Source organism: Halorientalis brevis, from assembly GCF_023077655.1.
Genome location: NZ_JALLGV010000009.1, coordinates 115,808 through 135,891, shown reverse-complemented (window position 1 = coordinate 135,891; position 20,084 = coordinate 115,808). Strand labels below are relative to the sequence as shown.

The window sequence follows — 20,084 nt, the reverse complement described above, 5'->3', positions numbered from 1 at the left end:
TCGGCGAGGCGCTGGACACCACAGACGCGCCCTCGGCGTCGATCGGTTCTGCGATACCGTGAGCCGCTCGGAGATGCTCACGCCCGACGGCCGGACCGCGTCAGTGGACTGCAATCCCAGTGAGGGAACGATCGGCGGTGTTCGGCAGCTCGTGGTGTCCGGTGACGAGCAACGGAAGCGCCGCTACGTCTCCGGCCAGCGCTCGATGTAGACCGTCTCGTCGGTGTAAAACCGAACGACGTCGTCGGCCTGGGCGTGGAGGTCGCCGAAAAACGAGTCCTTCTGCCCGCCGAAGTGGAAAAACGCCATCGGAGCGGCCGTTCCGGCGTTGACCGCCAGGTTTCCGGCTTGGGCGGTGCGGCGGAACAGCCGTGCCTCGGACCCGCGGTCCGTAAAGAGGCTCGCGGCGTTGCCGTAGTCGCTCTCGTTCAACACGTCGATACCCGCCTCGACGCTCTCGACGGGCATCACGCCCAGCACCGGGCCGAATATCTCTTCGGTCGCGATAGTCATGTCCGACGTGACGTCCCGGAAGATGCAGGGGCCGAGGAAGTTCCCGTCCGCAGCTGCGTCGGTCGCGTCGCGACCGTCGACGACTAACTCTGCGCCGTCCTGAATCCCAGTTTCGACGTACTCGCGGACGCGCTGTTCGTGTGCTGCGGAGATGAGCGGGCCGATGGTCGTCTCCTCGTCGAGTCCGTTGCCGACGACCTGTCGGTCGGCTTCCGCGACCACGAGGTCGAGGAACTCCTCGTAGACGGACGCTTCGACGCAGACGACGTCGTTCGCGAGGCAGCGCTCTCCCGAACAGGCGAGCGCCGAGCCCACGGTCTTCTCGGCTGCGTACGAGAGGTCGGCCGTCGCCGAGACGATGACGTGGTTTTTCGCGCCGCCCTGTGCCTGGACGCGTTTGCCGTTCGTGGCGGCCGTCTCGTAGACGTGCCTGGCGACGGGCGTGGAGCCGACGAACGAGACGCCCTCGATCCCGTCGTGTTCGAGGATGGCGTCGACGGTGTCGACGCTTCCGTGCAGGAGTTGGACGACGCCGTCGGGGAAGCCCGCCTCGTCGATGAGTTCGAACAGCTTTTGGGCGGTCAGCGGTGTCTGCTCGCTCGGTTTCAGGATGAACGCGTTGCCGGACGCGACCGCGTAGGGGAGAAACCACAGCGGGATCATCCCGGGGAAATTAAAGGGCGTAATCGCCGCGAACACCCCGAGGGGTTTGCGGACGGCCGTCTCGTCGATGCCCGGCGCTGCGTGTTCGACGTGTCCGCCCTGCAGCAGCGACGGCATGCCACAGGCGACCTCGACGTTCTCGATGCCGCGGCGGAGCTCGCCGCGCGCTTCAGCGAGTGTCTTGCCGTGTTCACGAACCAGCACGGTCGCGAGTTCGTCGAGGTGCGCTTCTAACAGACGCTTCAGCCTGAAGAGCGGCTGGATGCGGTCTTCGACTGGTCGACGGTGCCACTGATCGAATGCCGCGGTAGCGGTTTGGACTGCCGCGTCGACGTCGCTCGCCGAGCTGAAGTCGACCGTCGCCAAGCGCTCGCCCGTCGCTGGGTTCGACACGTCCTGTCCGTCGGCCGACGGCGCAGTCCACTCGCCGTCGACGTAGTTATCCGGGTCGCTGATTGTTCGTCCTGCCCGAGTCACAATGCCCCGAGATACAGCGAGCCTGCCTAACAAACTTGCTGAATCGTCCTGACGGCCGGGCTCGCCGCCTGATTCGTACTGTTTGAATGGGTGCGCTCACGGACGCGACTACCCGTCCCGCCGGCCCTCACACGCCCCGCAAAACTGGCAGATTAACGACACTCCTCTACTGGTCGGCGTCGCGGTAGTCGTCGAGCACGCCAGCGATACGGTCACGCTGTTCTGTGAGGAACTGCTCGGCCTGCTCGGTCAGCGTGTATTCGTTCGTGCGTTTGTCGAGCGCGCGTTTTTCGACGAGTTCTGCGGCGACCAGGTCGTCGAGATTGGGGTACAGTCGACCGTGGTTGACGTCCGCTTCGTAGACGTTTTCGAGTTCCCGCTTGATCGCGAGTCCGTACGCGTCGGTATTTGCTGCTTCGAGTTTGGCGATCGAGAGCAGAATCTCCCGCTGGAAGGTGCTGAGATCAGTAAACGATTCGACGGCGTCGATAGTAGGTTCTTGGATAGTAGCCATGGTGGGAGTTCACTGTGGTTCGTCTGCTTGTTGTCCAGCATTCCCATGACACCACAATACTATGTCGCGTGGCGACCAGTCGGCCCGTTAATTTCACAGGATCTCTGGACAAGTAGGCTGTAGGTACTCCCACTCTTTTGTCTATATCGATATCGATTGCGACGACTCGGACGGGATATCTATGCCACTTTATCATTCAGAATATGGTCGTCACGGTACAATGCTGGTGGTGATCGGTCGGGTAGCGCAGGTGAGCTGTGGGCGTCCAAATTACGCTGCGGGGAGTCGCCGACGCGTCTCTCGCTGTCGTCCGGCCGTCCCCAGAGCGTGTTCGCCAATCGACGAGCTATTTTCGGCTCGGTCGCAAGGTGTCCGTATGGAACCGAACGAGGTCCGTGAGGACTGGGCCGAGCGCTCCGGGAAGTACTCGCCCGAATACTACGCCGAGATCGGTCCGAACGAAGTGAGTGACACGCTCCTCCAGGTCCTCGACCACTACGTCACCACCGATGCGGCGATCCTCGAACTCGGCTGTGGCTCCGGCCGACACCTCGCCCACCTGTACGACAACGGGTACGAGAACCTCACCGGCATCGACATCAACGACGAGTCGTTCGACGTGATGGCCGAGCACTATCCCGGACTGGCCGAGACCGGGACGTTCCACACGTCCGCCCTCGAGGAGTTCGTCACCGGCGTCGACCCTGACGCGTTCGACGTGGTCTACTCGGTCGAGACGCTCCAACACATCCACCCCGACGACGAGTGGGTCTTCGAGACGGTCGCAGAGATCACCGCAGATCTGCTCATCACCGCGGAAAACGAAGGCAACAGCCCGAAGCGCGGCCGGGAGAACGACGGCGTCAGTTACGTCGACGACGAGTTCCCGCTCTATCACAGGGACTGGAAAGCCGTGTTCACCGACGTCGGCTTCGCACAGTTGCTCTGTGAACCCACGGCCCGCGATACGATCCGGGTGTTCCGAACCCCCTGACCGCGCCGCCACGCGAACCCGTCCTCGCGGCGACGCAAACACAATCCATATTCCCGACACCTCGCTACCGCAGGTGTGACCGATATCGCCCTCGCCACCTGTGCCGATCTCCCCTCGCTCGTCGACGACGACGCCTCGTTCGTCGAGGCGCTCCGGAACCGCGGTGCGACGGTCGATCCCGTGGTCTGGTCCGACGACGCCGTCGACTGGAGCGACTACGACGTCGTCGTCGTCAGGTCGATCTGGGACTACTACGAGCGCCCGGCCGCGTTCTCGCAGTGGGTCGACGAACTCGCCGCCGCACCCTGCGACGTGTGGAATCGTCCCGACCTCCTCAGGTGGAACAGTCACAAGTTCTACCTCCGCGACCTGGCCGACAGCGGCGTCCCGACGCTGCCGACGGCCTACGTCGACCGGGGAAGCGACGTGTCACTCGCGGCGCTGTTCGAGGACCGCGGGTGGGAGGAACTCATCGTCAAGCCGGCCGTGAGCGCCGGTGCGTTCGAGACCAGACGGATCGCCAGCGACGACGCCGACGCCGCGCAGCCGTGGGTCGAGTCGCTCGTCGCGGACAACGACCTCCTCGTCCAGGAGTTCGCTGCCGACATCACCGCCGGCGAGTGGTCGCTCGTGTTCTTCGGCGGCGAGTACAGCCACGCCGTCGTGAAGCGTCCCGAGGCAGGCGATTTCAGAGTCCAGGAGGAATACGGTGGGAGCGTCCACGTCGAGACGCCGAGCGACGGGCTCCGAACGCAGGCCAAGCACGTCGTCGACGTAATCACCGATCGGTTCGGCGGCGCCCCCCGCTACGCACGCGTTGACGGGATCGAGCGGGCAGGGACGTTCCGGCTCGTCGAAGTCGAACTCATCGAACCGGAACTGTTCTTCCGGGTCGACCCAGCCGCCGGTGAGCGGTTGGCCGACCTCGTGGTGCCCCCGAACTGAGGACGTCTCACTGCCGCTCTGTGACCCCGGAGTGGGTCCCGTCGACGTTCCGAGTCGGTTCCTGTCCGGCGACTCGGCCGGACGCTCGTGGTCTCAGCCGAGACCACAACCACGACCGCTGTACGCTTCGGCGAAAAACGGGAGGACACGACGCCGGTCTGAGAGCGACTCGCTGTCGGTCGATGGCGTCTCCAGTGAATCCGCTCTCGAAGGCTCTGGTGAGTGCAGCCTCGAACTGTGTCGGTGTTCCCAAACCACCGTGTTGGACGTTGTGTCTGCCTCTGTCGCGGCCGTTGTCCGATCACAGTGAGAGTCGTCTGCCGATAGTTTGCGTCGTGGTCGGAATCGAAGCGAGAGCGATCGCTGACGACAGACGAACGTGAAAAACAGAGCGACGGTGGCCGATCAGGCGCAGTCGTCGTGGACGATGACGCCGTTCTCGTTCGGTCCCCGTCGCTGTCCGGGGCGAATGGGGTCGCCACAGCTCGCACAGGTCAACCCGTGCGTCGCCGCTTGCTCCTCGGACGCGGTCTCGGTGACTGTCTCAGGTTCCGTCCCGGTTGATCCAGCGGAGTCCGCCCCGATCTCGTACTCGGAGCCGTCGTCGCTCTCGGACGCTCGTGACTTCGTCGCGCCTGCGCCGAACGCGACCGCTCCAGCACCCGCGAGCGCGCCTCGCAGTCGCTGTCCGTTTCGAAGCGAGCGAATCGAGACCAGTGCGAACACGACGGCGAGCAGAACGTTCACCGCGCGATTACCGCCGGGGAGGGCATCTCGTAGCTCCATACGTAGATACGACGCCACGGACGCTTGTATGCTCACTGTTTCCTGCAGAACGTGGGTGTGACTCGCGCGTGATTCCCCCGCTCAGCCCACTAGGTGGCCCATCCCGTTCGCCGCCCAGTACCCCACGTAAACTGCGAGCAACAGTGCGCCTTCGGGGCGGCCGACCCGGCCCCTGAACAGAATCGCGCCGACGAGCGCCAGCGAACCGAGGAAGAACGGCCAGTGGACGGTCACGACCGCGCCGTCGGTCGTGAGCGGATGGACTAGTGCCAGGACGCCGACGTTGGCCGTGACGAAAAAGAGCATGCTCCCGACGACGTTGCCGATCCCGAGGTGAGGCCGTCCCTGTCGGACCGGTTCGACGGTCAGGAAGAGCTCTTCGAGCGACGCGACGAAACTCATCACGGTCGCGCCGAAGGCCAGGCCCGAGATACCCAGCGTCGCGAGTACGTCTCGGGCACCGATCACGGCCAGTTCCGACCCGACCGTCATCCCGACGACCGCCAGTAGCGTGACGGCGAGCGTCCACCACGCCACGCGCTCGTCACTGTCGGCATCGCTGGGCCCTCCGTCCGGGCTCGCGTGCTGGTTCCCGTCGGCTTCGATGCGGTCAGCGACTTCCTCCGCCGACAGATACTGGGTGTCAGTGTGCCGTTCGAGGACGTACACAGCCCCGAGCAGGGGGAGGAACGCGAGCGTCAGCACGCCGCCGTCGAGCCGACTCACCGTCCCATCGGCCGCGAGGAGGAAAAACAGCGCCGGCGAGCCGACCGTCAACAGCAGATAGGACCGGGGAACGGTCGTCTCGAACGGACTCAGTATACCAGCGATCCCGAGCGCGACGCCGAGGATGAACAGCGCCTCCCCGAAGACGGTGCCCAGAGCGAGATCGGGCAGCCGACCGAAGACTGCCGCCAGGCCGAGGATCGCGTTCTCCAGGTCGGTTCCGGCGAGCACGACCGTCAGGAAAAATGCCGAGAAGCCCAGGGAGAGGGCGCTCTCGGCGACCGATTCGACGAACCGCTCGACGCTCTCGACGACCAGCGCGACGCCGGCCAGAAAGAGCACGAGCGCACCCAGTGTGGGTGGAATGCTGGGGAAGAGCACAGTCATCGATCTGCCGCGTCAGTTCCCGAGTCGTCCTGGGGACGATGCAGTACGCACGCGCCGCAGTCCGGACACGTGACGGAGACGACCGTCGTCGGGTCGGTACAGCAGGAGTCCAGCCGAGCCGTCGTCCGGTCGAGCGGGCCGCCACATCGCGGACAGTCCTCGAACGCGCTCCGCAGCGTCGAGAGGACGCGCCGGCGCTCGCCGGGCGACAGGTGCGCCCAGCGGTCAGATCGGGCGTCAAGCAGGTCGGCGGCGGCGACGTCCGCGACGAGCGCGAGCTCGGATTCCCACTGCAGCAGATCGTCGTCCAGGACGTACGCGACGCTCCCCGGGACGGCCGAGAGATCGCTCGCGTCGACTCCCAGGGTCTCCGCGACCTGCCGCGGATCGGGGTCGTCACCTCGCAGCTCCGCGATACGCTCCCGCCAGGCGGCACGGAACGCGTCGGAGACTGCGGGAGACTGCGCATCGCCGGCTCGCTCCGCTGCGACCGCGTCGACGTCGATCGACGGCGGGCGTGAGGGCTGTTTGCCGAACAGTCGGAGGAACCACGGTGGTGCGTATTCGCGCGTGATCGTCGGCGTCCCCGGCACGAGATACCCGCGAAGGTAGATGATCGCCGAACAGAAGGACAGGGCGGTCACGCCGGTCGCCACGGAGCGTCTCGCCGCGAGGACGCTACTGATGGCAACCGCGATCACGACGTTGAGGACTGTACACGGGAGACACCGATTCGTGCCGGTGTATGCCGGCTGCGTGAGCCGCGCGCTGGCAGCTCTCACCCGTTCGAGCACCGGGTCCATCACTCCTCGTTCCACGTCCGGACCAATAACGATTCGTCTGGGGGAGCGAGACGTAACTTAACCTTTTCTGGGCATCCTTTTTAGGGGCCGACGTGGAAACCATCGTCGCGTAACTGGTCGCCGGGGCCAGCTACTCCCACGCACCGCCCGTGTGACTTGCGCGCGGGATACCCGATCGCTGTCACTCGATTCTCTGATGGCAGCCGATCGGTTGGGACTCGGTGCAGAATCGAAAACGGAACCACGAATTCTTAAGCGGATTGCTATGGAACGGGAGTGCGGCCTGTGTCACGCTATCACGTAACACGGGCAGGGCACACCCGACAATGACGTACGAGACACCACAAATCGACCACGAAGAACGCCGGCAGTTCCTGAAGGTACTGGGGATTGCGGGCGCGGCCGCAGCGGGCTCTGAGCTCACGATGAGCGAGCTCAGGAACGCGGTCGAGAGCGACGGCGCCGCAGAACTCGCGGCGATGGGACAGGCCATCCGGGCCGACCTCTCGGCCGACCTCGACGCGGCACTCATCGAAGCAGAACTCGCGAACATCGGGGCACAGATCGACCGAGTACCGGCGCTTACAGCGATGGGCGTCCCGGCAGCGGACAGCACTGTCTATCAGGAGGTCGCCACACCCGTGTGGCGCGTGTATGACCACCTCGCGGAGGCGGATTTTTTCGCCGCAGCCGAGGCGAACCTACCAGCGTTCACGACGGACCACATCGAATCGACGGCGCGTGAACTCGTCACCGCGGAACCGCTCGCGGCGGCGCTCACCGACGCCGGCTTCGACGAGGCGGAGATGACGGCACTCATCTCCAACGTCGCGACCAACAGAGGCCAACTCGCGCGGTGGATGCCGACCAAGGAGATTCCCGACGGCGTCGAATTCGACCTCGAACACGTCGCACCGCTCCACCAGCGAGCCATGGGCGGGGTCGCGCTGTGGATCGAAGACCTCGACACGCGTCTCTGGCAGATGGAGTACCTGCTCACGGACGACCTGATCGAGCGCGGGATGTGGGACGTGAAATCCATGCTCGGTGGCGCGAACCTCGTGTCGCTGGCAGCCCGTGACGTCGCTGGCGCTGCTGACCTGACGGACAGTCAATTCACGGCCGCACTGACGGCAGGGACGGCCAGCATGATCATGGGACAAGAGGACCTGACGAACGACCTGTACCGAATTACCGACGACGTACGTGCGCCGCGCGCGGGGGGTGACTAAGCGATGAGTGCACTCGACAACGACGAGGCGGTCAAGGCGGCCCAGGCGATCGAACTCGTCGAGATCGACGACGGCTACACGCTGCGGAACACGCCCGACGAGGACGTCGTCCACCAGCACGACATTCAGCAGATTCCAGAGCAGGACATCACCCAGCAGATGCTGAACCAGTCGGCTCAGAACCCCGAGGCCTGGCTGATGTACGGCGGCGGCTACGAACAGCAGCGCTTCACCACCGCCGACGCCATCACGACGGACAACGTCAGCGATCTGGAACTGGAGTACCTGATCGAGACGGGCGTCTCCAACAGCATGGAGGGGACGCCGATCGTCGTTCCCGGGGACCCCCCGATCATGTACCAGACGAACGGGCCGAACCACGGGAAAGCCATCAACGCCCGGAACGGGGACGTTCTCTGGAGTTACACCTACTCCAATCCGCAGGAAGTCCACGGCAACCAGGGCGCGAACACGAAGCTCCTGCTTTGCTGTGACTCGAACAACCGCGGCTTCGCCGTCTACGGCGACAAGGTGTACATGACCACGCTCGACTCGGGCATGGTCGCGCTCGACCGGTTCTCCGGCGAACCACAGTGGTACACCAGCACCGCCGACTACCGGAAGGGATACTCCGCCACGTGGGCTCCGATCGTCTGGAACGATCAGGTGCTGACCGGGAGCGCGGGCGGCGAGTACGGCGTCCGCGGGTTCGTCGCCGCGCTCGATCCCGAAAACGGCGACATCCTCTGGCGCACCTACACGACCGATCCGGAGCGCTGGGTCGAGACGAGCTACGAGCAGGGCTGTGCGACGACCTGGATGACGCCGACGCTCGACCAGGAATCCGGCACGATGTACTGCCCGATGGGCAACCCCGGCCCGGACTTCAACGGAGCCGTCCGCCCTGGGCCGAACCCGTATAGCTGCGGGACGCTGGCGCTCGATGCGACCAACGGCGATCTCCAGTGGAACTTCCAGGAGAGCGCCCACGACGTCTGGGACTACGATTCCTCGTCGCCGAAGGTCCTCATCCGCGACCAGGAACTCCACGGGGAGAGCCGGAACATCGTCGTGAGCGCCGGGAAGACCGGCTGGGTGTACACCAACGACGCCGAGAACGGGAAGCTCCTCCGCCGGAGCGAGGAGACTGTCCAGCACATCAACATGTGGGAGATGATCCCCCATATCGACGAAGAGCGGCGGATCTCCTACGTGCCGGGGGCGCAGGGCGGCAACGACTGGCAGCCGCCCTCCTACAGTCAGGAGACCGGTCTCGTGTACATGAAACAGCAGAACACGCCCCACGAACTCATGTGGCTCCACGAGGAGTACACGCCGGGCGAAACCTACTGGGGCGGGGCGCTCAACGACTGGCCGCACGTCTCCAACCCGGAGGGCTGGAACGGCCACACGAGCGCCGTCGTCGCGGTCGACCCGGTCTCTGGCGAGCGAGTCTGGCGCGAGTGGATCGACGACCAGAACTACCTGTGGGGCGGCTCCCTGTCGACGGCCGGCGGGCTGACCTTCCTCGGCACGCAGAAAGGCAAGTTCGTCGCCTACGACAGCGAAACCGGCGATCGCCTCTGGGAGTCGCCGAACCTCGGCGCACCGATCAGTTCCTCGCCCAGTAGCTGGTACGACCCCGGGACGGGCAAGCAGTACGTCGCCGTGCAGGTCGGCGGAAGCGGCTGGCTCCGACACGGCCGGCGTGGCAGCACGGTCGCCGTCTTCGCGCTGGAGGGCCAGCAGAGTCAACAGCAGGGACAGCAGGGCCAGCAGTGAGTCGACGCACAATATTTCACCACTATCAACAATGACGTCACAACAAACACGGCGATCGTTTCTCGCGGCGGCAGGAGTCGGCGTTCTCGGCGTCGGGGCCGCCTGGCAGGCCGGCGGACAGGAGAACCTCGCGGAGATCTATCGACTCCGGATGACCAACGACGGGTTCGTCGGGAACGAACCCGAGGCAATCGCAGAGGAGGCCAGCCCCCGGCTGGAGCTGTCGGCTGGCCAGCGCTACGGGGTCGTGGTCGAAAACGAGTCGGACCAGGCCCACAACCTCGTCATGACGGACGCGTACCCGGGCGGGATCGCGATGTTCCGAACGAACGTCGTCGACCCCGGCGGTGCACAGGGAGTCACGTTCACCGCGAGGCCGAGTCTCACCGCTTACTACTGCGAACAGCACAGCCACGAAGTCGGACCCGTCGCAGTCCAGGGGGCGGCCGGGACCCAGACCGGCAACGTCACCGCCGTGAACGCGACCGGTCCGCGCGGCGACGTCAACAACACGACGGCGACGCCGACGCCGCGACCGCCCGTGAACGTCACGGAGCGGCCGGGCACCCCCGCGGTGAACGAGTCGGTCCTGCCCGAGAACCGGACCGGGAACGCCACCGGCGAGAACATCGCCAATCCGACGGCCCGATTCACGGACATCTCCGGCGTCCAGAACGCCTCGGAGAACCAGACCGGGAACGCGACTGGAAACGTGACCGGCAACGCCACCGGCGACCTCGCCGGCGCGTCACCGGACCCTGCGAAGACGTTCAGGTTCGTCGGCTCCGTCCCGGCGTGGGTCGCACAGGCCCCACAGGAGATTCAGGGCCAGGAGAACCCGGAACTCCCCGTCGAGCCCGGGGAGACCTACGAGATCGTGTGGGTGAACGCCGACGGCGCACCGCACAACTGGTTCATCGAGACCGAGGACGACGAATCGCTGGTTCGCTCGGACACCATCCAGCAGGCCGGCTCGTGGCAGACCGTGAAGTTCGTCGCCTCAGAGAACATGTATCAGTACTACTGTCAGTACCACCCGGTCGCGATGCGCGGCGACCTCAATCTCGGGGGAACCTAACGGCGAACCGCGTGACGACCGCTGGCTGACGGCGCCCGGGGTTTCCCGGGCAGTCGTTCACAGAGCCATGATTCGAACTGACGACCTGACCGTTTCGTTCGGCGAGACGCGTGCCCTCGACGGCGTCGACCTGCGGGTCCGGGACGGCGAGTTCGTGACGATCCTCGGGCCGTCGGGCTGTGGGAAAACGACGCTCCTGCGAGCGATCGGCGGCCTCCAGTCGCCGACGGCCGGCGACGTGCGGGTCGACGGCCGACCGCCAGCGGCGGCCCAGACCGCCGGTGATCTCGGGTTCGTCTTTCAGAACCACACGCTGTTGCCCTGGAAATCCGCCCTGGGGAACGTCACGTTCCTGCGGCGGCTGGCTGGCAAGGACCCGGCGCCCGAGGCGGCCCGGGACCTGCTCGCGACGATGGGACTCGCGGGCTACGAAGACGCGCGTCCCGCGGCCCTCTCCGGTGGGATGAACCAGCGCGTGTCGATCGCCCGGGCGCTCCACCTCGGTGCCGACGTCCTCTTGATGGACGAGCCGTTCGGCGAACTCGACGAACTCACCCGCGAGGAGATGGGCATCGCGGTCCGTCGCGTCTGGCAGCGCGAGGACAGAACCATCGTGTTCGTCACGCACAGCGTCCCGGAGGCCGTGCTGTTGGCCGACCGGTGTTTCGTCATGTGCGGGCCGCCCGGGCGAATCGTCCGGGCGGTCGACGTCGAGTTGCCGCGGCCGCGAGACGAGACGGTGCTCGAATCGGCGCCGTTCCATCGAACCGTCGCGACCGTCCGGACGGTGCTCTCGGAGGGAGCCGACGCGATCCAGTGACCGGCTAGCTCACGTCGAGCTCGCTGCCGCCGCGCGGCTCGGTGAACTCGATCTCGATCTCGAGTTCGTCCTTGCGGCCGCCGGTGAACTCGACCTCGACCTCGATCGGTTCCGTGAACTCGAAGGGGATCTCCCAGTCGGCCGTCGAAATCGTGAGCCGGCGTTCGCTCTGGATCTGGTCGGCCAGGTTCCGCAGAAACGTCGCCGTCTCAGCCCGGGAGAGGTGCACTTCGCGCTCGAAGAAACCGTCAGTCACCGTCTTCTGACTGGTGTCGCGGTCGTCCGGAAACTCGACGCGATCGCTCATGGCCACAGCTACGGGCGCAGACACAGTAACCGTTCATTCCGGGACCGTTTCTCGATACGTGCCGGTTCCCCACACGTGCCGGCCGCATCCACACCAGCCTGTCTCGGGCTCTGACGTGTGCTTTTCCGGGTCCCGCCCGTAGTCTGCGTATGTCCCTGCTCGACGTACTGGGGAGCAAATCGCGACTGAAAATCCTCCGGGCGCTCTCGCACGAACCCAAGTACGTCACGGAACTCGCAGAGGAAGTGGGGATGGACGGCAAAACCGCCGTCCATCACCTCCGGACCCTCGAAGACGCCGGCCTCGTCGAGCCGTATCACCGGGGCAATCGCAAGTACTACCAACTGGTCCGGACCGTCACGTTGCGCGCCGCACCGCCGCCCGAACGGACCTTCATCCTCCAGGCCACCGCCGACGGCGACCGGTCGAGCGACGACGGCGAGCAGGCGCCCGGCGAGTCGTGATTCGTGCTGTTCTGTCGACAGCACCGGCACGCTCGGTTGGTCGCGTGTATAAGATTCCAACGAATTTGCCTCCACAACAACGAGGGACCAAATGGGTGAGCGTGGAAAGAGAGCGGTATGGCCGCACCCAGGTTCCTGACCGTGCCGCTCGTCGTACTGCTGGCGGTCGCCCTGGTGGTCACTCCGGCAACCGCCCAGGGAACTGGAGAGGATGCCAAAGAAGGTGAGGGTGGTCTGGAAGGAGTGATCGAGGGCTTCGTCGACGACCAGGGACTGCTGGGGACGGTGCTCGTCCTCGCCGTCGGGGCACTCCTGTTGACTGCCTGTGTCGAGAAACTGATCAGCTATCTAACGAGGGCGGCGCTCGGGTTGCGGATGTCGCTGTTCGCGCTCGCGATCGTTTTCACTGGGTTCGAGTTCGATGATACGATTCTCGCGCTCGTCCTCTCGGCGGGCGATCTCGAGGGCGTCGCTCTCGGGACGGCACTGGGAACGGGCCTGGCGATCATCGGCATCACTCTCGCACTCGCTGCGATCATCCGACCCTTCCCGGTCGATCTCCCGCCGGATTACGTGTTGCTGTTCGCACTGGCGCCGGTCATGTTGGTGCCGTTTGTCCTCGCAGGGACGCTAACCTTCGTCCACGGTCTCTTGCTCCTCGGAGCCTTTCTCGTTATATTCGTATACCTCATCGCCAGGGAGTATCAGCGTGAGACGCCTGTGTTCCGAAATACCGAACTCGGCGAGGAGGTTCAGGTCGACGGTGGCGTGACGCTGCCACCGAGCGTCGCCGAGATCCCCGAAGATCGCCTCGTCGGCGGGTATTCAGGTACCGGGTGGATTTGGCTCGGCCTCTGCGTGCTCGCACTGGGGGGAATCGTCTTCGGGTCGATACTGCTGGAGGCAGGGTCGGAAGCCGCCGTCGAGGGCTTCGGCATCGAGGAGACAGTCTTCGGAGCAACCGTTCTGACTGCGATCCTCACGTTCGAAGATATCATGCTCACGATCGAACCAGTTCGACGGGGCGTCCCCGAAATCGGCGTGGGGAACGTCATCGGGAGTGTCCTGTTCTCGGTGACCGGCAACGTCGGCGTCATCATGCTGCTGAGTGACCTCGCGATTTCTCGGTCGGTACTGACGTTCCACCTGCCTGCAGTGATCGTCGGGACTGCACTCGCCGCGTACTTCCTCTTCGAGGGGCGCCTGAAACGATGGCACGGCTATCTCCTCGGAGGCCTCTACGTGGTCTACTGGCTCGTCGCGCTCGTCGTGTTCGGGGGACTTCCGATCAGCGGCTGAACCCGGTCGCCAGTCGGTCGTGACTGGTTGCCGGGTCTCGTTGGGCCACGGACAACGGTTAAGCGTTCAGTCGACGACTGTCTACACGAGGCAGCAGTCCGGACAGGTCGGCCGACGCGTGGTGATCTGGGGCGTCGCACGTTAAGTACGACGGACAGCGAGTCCGTTTCGACACGGGGATCTCGACTGTGCGAATCGAGCGGTATCCGGTACTCACGGCGGCCGATCGCGACCTCGTGAGACGTCTTGGCGTCGGTCTGGGAGACCGGGAAGCGCGCGTCCTCGCGTATCTGCTCCGCCGCGAGGCGGCCGACGAGTTCGGCCAGGAGCCCGCGACGCTCCTCGCCGTCCGGATCGGGACGGAACTGGGCCGGTCGGCGGCGAAGGCGGCGCTCTCGTCGCTCGTCGAGGCCGGACTCGTGACCGAGACGACGGCCGAGACAGACGGGCAGGGGCGGCCGCCGTCGGCCTGGCGCGTCGACGCGGACACAAAAACGATTCTCGCGCAGGTGTACGCGACCCACGCGCGAGCACTCCTCGACCGCGCCACCGAGTTCACTGCCGACGAGTCTGCGCCCGATCACGACGCCGACGAGGTTGATGGGCCGCACCAGACCCGGTCGATCACGGTGAGTCTGAACTGGCAACCGAACGGGCTCCAGGCGCCCCTGTACGCGGCACGCGAGGCTGGTGCGTACAGCGAGCGGAACCTGTCGGTCACGTTCGCGCCGCGGACCGGTTCCGGTGCGGCGCTTCGAGACGTCGTCGCGGGCGACTCGCTGCTCGGCATCGTGGGCTCGACCACGCTTCTCAGGGCCGTCGCGGACGAGCAGCCAGTCGTCCCGCTGGCGCTCCTTTACCAGCGAGCGCTCGCTGTTCTCTACACCACGCGGGCGGCGTTCGGAGAACCGTTCGAGCGCGTCGCCCAACTCCGCGGTCGTCGCCTCGGCATGCCCGTCGATTCCGAGATCGGCCTTCTGGGGCGATTCTACCTGCGTCAGGCGGGCGTCGCCGACGACGTGACCGTGATCGATCTCCAGGGCGAGGAACGGACCGCACTGCTGGCGGACACGGTCGACGCGGTCACCGGCTCGCTCTCGGATCCGGCTCGGGTCCGAACGGGGGACGCGACTGTCGACACGATTCGCCTCGGCGACCGCTTTCCCATCTACGGTCCCGCCGTCGTCGCGCGTGAGGAAGCGCTCGCTGCGGCCCGATCCGTGCTCGCGGACTTCCTCGCCGGAACGATGGTCGGCGTCGCCCGGGCTCGCGCCGACCCGGCGGTCGCTGCCAGCGCCGTTGACGGCGACGAGTCCGCCGCGCGGGCGCGCCAAACCTTCGAGGACGCCATCGAGACGGGATGGACGAGCGACGCGGTCGCGGCCCACGGCTGGGGCTGGCACCAGGCCGAAGACTGGGAACGGCTGCGGGGCGTGCTTGCGCAGGTCGACCTCCTTACGGAGTGACCAGCCGACGGGCGCCCGGACGGGCCGGCCTCAGCGGCGACCGATCCGCCCGGCGTAGTCGGTGATCGGCGGCGCGTCGTCGAGAAACTCGTTCGTCCACGCGGCGTCGGGATCGACCGGCCCGTCGAGGAGGTCGGTGTCAGCGAGGGTCCCGGCGAGCGACCGCCAGCGATCGGCGTCGTGGTGGCCCCAGCCCATTTTGCGGACGTGTGGCGTGAACTGCAGGTCGGCGGCCGCGGTCTCGAACTTCGCCTGCTCGATCTCGCGAGTGCGTTCGAGCGTGGCGTTGCGAGCGACCAGCGCGTCGATAGCCCCAGTCGGGTCTTTGGTCGCGGCCGCCCACCCACGGGCCGTCGCCCGAAGGAACGAGCGCACGGTATCGTCGTTCTCCCGGGCGAACTCGGGACTGGTCACGAGCGTCATCCCATAAACGTCCAGATACTCGCCGATCGGTAGCTCGTCGGCAGGGCGGTCGTACTCGCGTTCGAGTTCGAGGCCGTTGGTGACGACGCCGACGGCGGCGTCCACCTCGCCGTCGAGCAGTTTGTGCTGCACGCGGTGATGAGTGTGTTCGTCGACGGGCAGGAGTTCGACCTCCTCGCGGATGCCGGTAGATTCGAGCAACTGAGCGGTGAGAATGCGGGTTTTGGTCGCGGAGGGAGCGACGGTGCGGCCGGCGAGTTGCTGGGGGTCGGTGAGTCGCTCCCCGAACACGTCACGCAGCGTGTAGATGGCTGCCGGCGTCTGTTGGGTGACGGCCGCGACGGCGAGCGGGTCGACGCCCTGACTCCGGACCGAGAGGACGGCGCTGCCGCCCGCGAGTGCGAACTCGCGACGACCCTGTCCAGCCTGTTCGGCGGCGAACGGCGAACCGTGGCCCTCGACGAACCGCACGTCCAGGCCCTCCTCCGCGTAGAACCCCTGCTCGCGGGCGAGGAAGTACGGCGCCTGGAACCCGTTTGGCTCCCAGTTGAGCTGGAAGTCGATCGTCCGGGTCACCCTCACACCTCCAGCCGGAAGGTGCCCTCCGGGATGCGGTCGACGCCGAGGACGTCGGTGCCCGCAACGTCGTGCAGATGTTCGAACAGCCGGTGCATTCCCCGGACGGTCTCGTCGTTCCAGTCCCGGACGACCATCTCTCGCCAGCCGTCGCGGACGGCGGTGACTATGGCGTCGTCTGCGCCGTCCATCATCTCCGCCCCGAGTTCGCGCCAGAGGTCGTCGTCGCGCCGGAGCCGGTCGACGGCCGCGCGGTACGCCTCGCGGAACCCCCTGACGGCGTCGGGATGGGCCTCGAGGTACGACTCGGTCGTGAGGAACGTCGAGACCGGGATCTTCTCGTCGGTGGCCGAGAGCCGCTGGACCAGATCCGACATCGGCAGGACCTCGCGATACGCGCCGCCGTCGACGATGGCTGGGATGAGTTGCCAGAACTGTAGCGCCGCGTCGACCTCGCCCCGTTCGAGCATCGCGGTCAGTCCCGACTTCGAACCGGCCTCGACGACTTCGGCCTCCTCGTCCGGGTCGTAGTCGTGGAACTCCCGACAGGCCGCCCGCGTGAGAATCCAGTTCTTGTCGAGTCGGCGCACGACGCCGACGCGGTGGCCAGCCAGATCGTCGATTCCCTCGATCGGGGAGTCTGCAGGGACGACGAGTCCGCCGACCGTTCGTCCGTAGGGGTAGATGCCGACGATTGGGGCGCCGTCGGCCCGTTCGCGGGCGGTCGAGACGTAGTCGATGTCGATGAGGTCGGCGTCCCCGTGCTGGAGCTTGGCCTCGACCGTTTCCAGGTCGTCTTCGATGTCGTCGGCGACGAGTTCGACGTCGAGGTGGAACCCGGCGTCGTGGTCGAGGCCGAACTTCTTGATCGTATACAGGACGTACCGTGGGCTGCCGTTCTCTTCGAAGCGGGCGCGCATCACGGTGCGGCCGTCCGGGTCGTCGTGGTGGGCGTCGAGTGCGCTGTGAGACACGAATAGCTTCACCAGTGTGGAACGTCAACGATACTCATGATAACGGTGGCCGATCGTTCGCGCCTGTAAGCAAACGCTATTCCAGCCCCCGCGTTCCAAACGCCGGCTTATAAAAAGGAAAGCGGAAAATGTTCAAAAGGGTGTAGCCCGTGTGTGGACATCTCATGCACGGGGTGCGTGACGCCAGTCGTCGTCGGGCATTACGCGTCGGTGGAACGGCGCTCGCGGCAGGGCTCGCCGGCTGTAACGGGATGCTGGGGCGATCAGGGTCGAACACGTCCACGTCCACGGGTGTTCGCGCCGTCCTGAACTGGAAGCCGAATCCGACCCAGGCCGGGTACTTCGTCGCTCAGGACCGCGGCTTCTACGCCGACCAGGGACTCGACGTGGATCTCGTTCCCGGGCAGGGCGGGAGCTTCGCCACCAAACAGGTGGGGCTGGGCAACGCGGCGATCGGACTCGGCAGCGGCGTGGCGGTGTTGCAGGCGCGTGCGAAGGAGCTGCCGGTGCGGTCGTACGCTGCCGCCCAGCAATCCTCGAACGCCGCGCTCTTCACCGTCGAGGAGGCGTTCGGCGGGTCGTTGTCCGACGTCAGTCAGCTCGAAGGGGCGCGCATCGCCGTCGTCTCCGGGTCCGCGAAAACCAAGACCTACCTGGAGTCGCTGCTGGCGACCGCGGACATCAGCGAGTCTGTCGATCTCGTCTCGGTCGGGGTCGAGCAACAGACGTCGAACCTGCTCGCCGGCAACGTGGACGTCGCGACGGGCATCTTCTCGAACGCGTTGGCGCTCGAAACGGAAGGGTACGACGCGTCGTTGCTGTTGGTCGGGGACTACGTCCCGACGGTCGGCCGCGCGGTATTCGCACGCCCGTCGTACGTCGCCGACAACCAGGAGGCCGTCCGTGGGTTCCTGCGAGCGACTGCGCGGGGCTGGGCAGCGGCGGCGAACGATCCGCAGGCAGCCGAGGACGCGATGATCGCCGCCCAGCCCAGCCTCCGGAGCAGTCGCGACCTCGGCGTGACGAAGATCAAGTTCACGGCGAAACACCTCATCGCGACCGACGCAGTCCGCGAGCACTGCTGGGGCTGGCAGTCCGGCGAGACCTGGCGGCGCGTCCACGGGTCGCTCGCGTCCGCCGGCATCCTTCCCGACGACATGGACGTCGACGCCGCCTGGTCGAACGACGCACTCGACACGTCGGCCCCGGCCATCGGCGACTTCGCCGACCGTGTCAACGTCGACTACCGGACACAGATCTAGATGCTCGAACGCACCCGCCACCGGATCGAGGTGGGCTGGCCGGCGTCGGTGGCAGTGCCGGACTGGGTCCGCGTCGGCGCCGAAGGGGCCGGTGCGGTGCTGGCTCTCCTCGTCGGGTGGCAGGCGGTCGTGTGGCTGACGGGACTGCCGGCCGTGCTGGTACCTGCGCCGTTCGACGTCGCCGCTGCCGTGAGCGCTCACGCCGATCTCGTGCTGCGCGACGCGGTTTACACCGGCGGCGAGATCGTGCTGGGATGGCTGACTGGCGTCACCGTGGGGATGGTACTGGGGTTCTGTATGGCCGCCTCGCGCCGACTCAGGCTGTTCCTCTATCCCCTCCTGATCGCCGTCCGGATCGTCCCGCTCGTGGTGTTCGCACCGGTGTTCATCGTCGTCCTCGGGCCGACCCTGGAGATGCGAATCCTCCTGGCTGCGATCCTCTCGTTTTTCCCGGTCGTCGTCGCCACGCTCGACGGGCTCCAGTCCGTCCCCGAGGAACAGGTGGCGCTACTCCTGTCGGTCGGTGCCACTCGCTGGCAGCGGCTCGCTCACGTCCACCTTCCGAACGCGCTCCCCAGCGCGGTCGCCGGAGTGAAGATCGCCACGCCGCTCGCCGTCGAGGGCGTCGTCATCGCCGAGTTCCTCGCCGCCTCGAAGGGCGTCGGACACGGGATGGTATCGGCTGTCGACCGACTGGACACCGCGCTGCTGTTCGGGTACATGCTCGTCCTGATCGCGATCGGTCTGGCGGTCTTCGTGGCCGTCATCGCGCTGGAACGCGCCGTTTCCTGGGACACCGGCGGTGACGCGTTCGCGACCGACCAACTCTGGACGCCCGAGTCGGCGTCCAGCGGCGGCGCGGTGACGACTGGCGTCGTGATGGGGATCGCGCTGGTCGCCCTCACCGTCGGCTGGGAGGCCGCAGCCACGGCCGTCCCCCACGCGCGTCTGTTCCTGGCCGGGCCGCAGACGGTCGGCGACGTCCTCCTCGGCTCGCCGGCGCTGTTCGTCGCGGCGACGGTGGCGACGCTGGAGAAACTCGCAGCCGGCTGGGCGCTCGGTGCGACCGTCGGCATCACCGTCGGCACGGTCGCAGCGCTGTTCCCGCGACTCCGGACGGGCGTCTACACGTATCTCGTCGGCTTCCGCGTGATGCCGGTGATCGCGTTCGCGCCGGTGTTGCTGGTGTGGTTCGGCGTCTCCTTCGCCGCTGGCGCGCTCCTCGTCGCTGCGGCCGTCTTCTTCCCGATAGCCATCGGCACGGCCACCGGCCTCCGCCAGCTTCCCGAGACCCAGCGGGACCTCTTTCGCCTGGTTGCAGCGCCCCCGCATCGAACGGCGCTGGTCCGGCTCCGGTACGCGGCGCCGACGCTCCTGGCCGGCTGTAAGCTCTCGATCGTCACCGGGCTCTCCGGGGCGATCGTCGCCGAGTGGTTCGTGGCCGCGGACGGCCTCGGCCTGCTCGTACTCCAGCAGACGCGCACCTTCCAGCCGGCGCTTTCCTTCGGCGCGATCGCCGTCCTCTTCGCCTGTGGCAGCGTGCTCTTCGCGCTCACTACACTTCTCCAGCGATCGCTCCGATGGTGACACACT

General features: G+C 66.4%; 20 protein-coding genes. 12 read left to right on the top strand and 8 right to left on the bottom strand.

What is annotated here, in order from left to right:
• Window positions 1-58: 58 nt before the first annotated feature.
• The gene (locus MU553_RS20490; RefSeq protein WP_247381185.1) at window positions 59-211 is read left to right on the top strand and encodes a hypothetical protein; all 153 of its coding nucleotides are present in this window, start codon (window positions 59-61) and stop codon (window positions 209-211) included.
• Here MU553_RS20490 and mmsA read toward each other — a convergent pair.
• Window positions 184-1,653 (bottom strand): CoA-acylating methylmalonate-semialdehyde dehydrogenase, encoded by a 1,470-nt coding sequence (mmsA, locus tag MU553_RS20485; RefSeq protein ID WP_247381184.1) that lies wholly within the window; start codon window positions 1,651-1,653, stop codon window positions 184-186. The two genes, MU553_RS20490 and mmsA, sit on opposite strands and share 28 nt — an antisense overlap.
• Before the next feature lie 166 nt (window positions 1,654-1,819).
• On the bottom strand, window positions 1,820-2,167 hold the full coding sequence (locus MU553_RS20480) for a helix-turn-helix transcriptional regulator (protein WP_247381183.1): 348 nt from the start codon (window positions 2,165-2,167) through the stop codon (window positions 1,820-1,822).
• 376 nt (window positions 2,168-2,543) lie between these two features.
• Here MU553_RS20480 and MU553_RS20475 point away from each other — a divergent pair, with 376 nt between their 5' ends.
• A complete protein-coding gene (locus MU553_RS20475; RefSeq protein ID WP_247381182.1) occupies window positions 2,544-3,161 on the top strand; it encodes a class I SAM-dependent methyltransferase in 618 nt (205 codons plus the stop codon).
• Window positions 3,162-3,236: 75 nt separating this feature from the next.
• On the top strand, window positions 3,237-4,106 hold the full coding sequence (locus MU553_RS20470) for an ATP-grasp domain-containing protein (RefSeq protein WP_247381181.1): 870 nt from the start codon (window positions 3,237-3,239) through the stop codon (window positions 4,104-4,106).
• Window positions 4,107-4,511: 405 nt separating this feature from the next.
• Here MU553_RS20470 and MU553_RS20465 read toward each other — a convergent pair whose 3' ends face one another.
• From MU553_RS20465 to MU553_RS20455, 3 genes are all read right to left on the bottom strand, one after another.
• A complete protein-coding gene (locus MU553_RS20465) occupies window positions 4,512-4,892 on the bottom strand; it encodes a DUF2892 domain-containing protein (protein WP_247381180.1) in 381 nt (126 codons plus the stop codon).
• Between the two features lie 81 nt (window positions 4,893-4,973).
• The gene (locus tag MU553_RS20460) at window positions 4,974-6,005 is read right to left on the bottom strand and encodes a sodium:calcium antiporter (RefSeq protein WP_247381178.1); all 1,032 of its coding nucleotides are present in this window, start codon (window positions 6,003-6,005) and stop codon (window positions 4,974-4,976) included.
• On the bottom strand, window positions 6,002-6,808 hold the full coding sequence (locus tag MU553_RS20455) for a DUF8054 domain-containing protein (protein WP_247381175.1): 807 nt from the start codon (window positions 6,806-6,808) through the stop codon (window positions 6,002-6,004). The genes MU553_RS20460 and MU553_RS20455 overlap by 4 nt, the downstream gene beginning before the upstream one ends.
• A 326-nt stretch (window positions 6,809-7,134) precedes the next feature.
• Here MU553_RS20455 and MU553_RS20450 point away from each other — a divergent pair, with 326 nt between their 5' ends.
• The 4 genes from MU553_RS20450 (at window position 7,135) to MU553_RS20435 (ending at window position 11,720) form a co-directional block, all read left to right on the top strand.
• The gene (locus tag MU553_RS20450) at window positions 7,135-8,040 is read left to right on the top strand and encodes a twin-arginine translocation signal domain-containing protein (RefSeq protein ID WP_247381173.1); all 906 of its coding nucleotides are present in this window, start codon (window positions 7,135-7,137) and stop codon (window positions 8,038-8,040) included.
• Between the two features lie 3 nt (window positions 8,041-8,043).
• Window positions 8,044-9,822 carry a pyrroloquinoline quinone-dependent dehydrogenase gene (locus tag MU553_RS20445; RefSeq protein WP_247381171.1) on the top strand — a complete coding sequence of 593 codons (1,779 nt, stop codon included), beginning with the start codon at window positions 8,044-8,046 and terminating at the stop codon, window positions 9,820-9,822.
• 31 nt (window positions 9,823-9,853) lie between these two features.
• Complete coding sequence (locus MU553_RS20440; protein WP_247381169.1) at window positions 9,854-10,900, top strand: plastocyanin/azurin family copper-binding protein; 1,047 nt, start codon at window positions 9,854-9,856, stop codon at window positions 10,898-10,900.
• Between the two features lie 67 nt (window positions 10,901-10,967).
• Window positions 10,968-11,720, top strand: coding sequence for an ABC transporter ATP-binding protein (locus MU553_RS20435; protein WP_247381167.1), 753 nt, complete (start codon window positions 10,968-10,970; stop codon window positions 11,718-11,720).
• Between the two features lie 4 nt (window positions 11,721-11,724).
• Here MU553_RS20435 and MU553_RS20430 read toward each other — a convergent pair whose 3' ends face one another.
• On the bottom strand, window positions 11,725-12,027 hold the full coding sequence (locus tag MU553_RS20430; RefSeq protein ID WP_247381165.1) for an amphi-Trp domain-containing protein: 303 nt from the start codon (window positions 12,025-12,027) through the stop codon (window positions 11,725-11,727).
• Between the two features lie 149 nt (window positions 12,028-12,176).
• On the opposite strand from MU553_RS20430, the gene MU553_RS20425 reads away from it, so the two are divergent.
• The 3 genes from MU553_RS20425 to MU553_RS23815 all read left to right on the top strand — a co-directional run bounded on the left by MU553_RS20425 (window position 12,177) and on the right by MU553_RS23815 (window position 15,256).
• Entirely contained in the window at window positions 12,177-12,491 is a 315-nt protein-coding gene (locus tag MU553_RS20425; RefSeq protein ID WP_247381164.1) for an ArsR/SmtB family transcription factor, read from the top strand.
• A gap of 117 nt (window positions 12,492-12,608) precedes the next feature.
• Window positions 12,609-13,790: a sodium:calcium antiporter gene (locus MU553_RS20420; protein ID WP_247381163.1), complete on the top strand. Its 1,182-nt coding sequence runs from the start codon at window positions 12,609-12,611 to the stop codon at window positions 13,788-13,790.
• Window positions 13,791-13,978: 188 nt separating this feature from the next.
• Window positions 13,979-15,256 carry an ABC transporter substrate-binding protein gene (locus MU553_RS23815; RefSeq protein ID WP_247381162.1) on the top strand — a complete coding sequence of 426 codons (1,278 nt, stop codon included), beginning with the start codon at window positions 13,979-13,981 and terminating at the stop codon, window positions 15,254-15,256.
• A 30-nt stretch (window positions 15,257-15,286) separates the two neighbouring features.
• Here MU553_RS23815 and MU553_RS20410 read toward each other — a convergent pair whose 3' ends face one another.
• Both MU553_RS20410 and MU553_RS20405 read right to left on the bottom strand, forming a co-directional pair.
• A complete protein-coding gene (locus MU553_RS20410; RefSeq protein ID WP_247381161.1) occupies window positions 15,287-16,255 on the bottom strand; it encodes an ABC transporter substrate-binding protein in 969 nt (322 codons plus the stop codon).
• Between the two features lie 2 nt (window positions 16,256-16,257).
• Complete coding sequence (locus tag MU553_RS20405) at window positions 16,258-17,241, bottom strand: ABC transporter substrate-binding protein (protein ID WP_247381160.1); 984 nt, start codon at window positions 17,239-17,241, stop codon at window positions 16,258-16,260.
• A gap of 152 nt (window positions 17,242-17,393) precedes the next feature.
• Between MU553_RS20405 and MU553_RS20400 the strand changes: the two genes are divergently transcribed.
• Together MU553_RS20400 and MU553_RS20395 are read left to right on the top strand one after the other, a co-directional pair.
• Window positions 17,394-18,491, top strand: a complete 1,098-nt coding sequence (locus MU553_RS20400) for an ABC transporter substrate-binding protein (protein ID WP_247381159.1) — start codon at window positions 17,394-17,396, stop codon at window positions 18,489-18,491.
• The gene (locus MU553_RS20395; RefSeq protein WP_247381158.1) at window positions 18,492-20,078 is read left to right on the top strand and encodes an ABC transporter permease; all 1,587 of its coding nucleotides are present in this window, start codon (window positions 18,492-18,494) and stop codon (window positions 20,076-20,078) included. It abuts the gene before it with no gap.
• The last annotated feature ends 6 nt before the right edge of the window (window positions 20,079-20,084 follow it).

Bases quoted from the DNA above. Each gene is read 5' to 3' on its own strand.
- MU553_RS20480 (WP_247381183.1), bottom strand. From the start codon at position 2,167: ATGGCTACTATCCAAGAACCTACTATCGACGCCGTCGAATCGTTTACT.
- MU553_RS20460 (WP_247381178.1), bottom strand. From the start codon at position 6,005: ATGACTGTGCTCTTCCCCAGCATTCCACCCACACTGGGTGCGCTCGTG.
- MU553_RS20475 (WP_247381182.1), top strand. From the start codon at position 2,544: ATGGAACCGAACGAGGTCCGTGAGGACTGGGCCGAGCGCTCCGGGAAG.
- MU553_RS20395 (WP_247381158.1), top strand. From the start codon at position 18,492: ATGCTCGAACGCACCCGCCACCGGATCGAGGTGGGCTGGCCGGCGTCG.
- MU553_RS20465 (WP_247381180.1), bottom strand. From the start codon at position 4,892: ATGGAGCTACGAGATGCCCTCCCCGGCGGTAATCGCGCGGTGAACGTT.
- MU553_RS20400 (WP_247381159.1), top strand. From the start codon at position 17,394: ATGCACGGGGTGCGTGACGCCAGTCGTCGTCGGGCATTACGCGTCGGT.
- MU553_RS20435 (WP_247381167.1), top strand. From the start codon at position 10,968: ATGATTCGAACTGACGACCTGACCGTTTCGTTCGGCGAGACGCGTGCC.
- MU553_RS20450 (WP_247381173.1), top strand. From the start codon at position 7,135: ATGACGTACGAGACACCACAAATCGACCACGAAGAACGCCGGCAGTTC.
- MU553_RS20420 (WP_247381163.1), top strand. From the start codon at position 12,609: ATGGCCGCACCCAGGTTCCTGACCGTGCCGCTCGTCGTACTGCTGGCG.
- MU553_RS20425 (WP_247381164.1), top strand. From the start codon at position 12,177: ATGTCCCTGCTCGACGTACTGGGGAGCAAATCGCGACTGAAAATCCTC.
- MU553_RS20445 (WP_247381171.1), top strand. From the start codon at position 8,044: ATGAGTGCACTCGACAACGACGAGGCGGTCAAGGCGGCCCAGGCGATC.
- MU553_RS20440 (WP_247381169.1), top strand. From the start codon at position 9,854: ATGACGTCACAACAAACACGGCGATCGTTTCTCGCGGCGGCAGGAGTC.
- MU553_RS20455 (WP_247381175.1), bottom strand. From the start codon at position 6,808: ATGGACCCGGTGCTCGAACGGGTGAGAGCTGCCAGCGCGCGGCTCACG.
- MU553_RS20430 (WP_247381165.1), bottom strand. From the start codon at position 12,027: ATGAGCGATCGCGTCGAGTTTCCGGACGACCGCGACACCAGTCAGAAG.